Source organism: Photobacterium sp. R1 (genome assembly GCF_054600795.1).
Genome location: NZ_BAAHZP010000481.1, coordinates 1 through 278, shown reverse-complemented (window position 1 = coordinate 278; position 278 = coordinate 1). Strand labels below are relative to the sequence as shown.

At 49.3% G+C, this 278-nt stretch carries 1 protein-coding gene; it reads right to left on the bottom strand.

All coding sequences use genetic code 11. The annotated features are described in order from the left end of the window. Positions 1-189: ATP-binding cassette domain-containing protein (locus ACYP03_RS25950; protein ID WP_459782667.1), on the bottom strand; the 189-nt coding region annotated here is incomplete at its 3' end. Positions 190-278: the final 89 nt, after the last annotated feature.

The window sequence follows — 278 nt, the reverse complement described above, 5'->3', positions numbered from 1 at the left end:
ATCATTGAAAAAAATCCGGCCATCACTCGGCCGCTCAACCGCAGCAATCAGTTTCAACAGCGTGCTTTTACCGGCACCGGAATGGCCGGTGAGAAAAGCCATCTCACCTTTTCCCAGATGGAAATCCACTTTTTGCAGGGCTTGGCGACCACCCCGATATGCTTTACTGACCTGTTGAAACCGAATCACAGTTAATCCTCGTCGCTAAACAGAGCCTCGATAAATTCCTGGGCGGCAAAAGGACGCAAATCTTCAATCCCTTCGCCAATACCAATGTA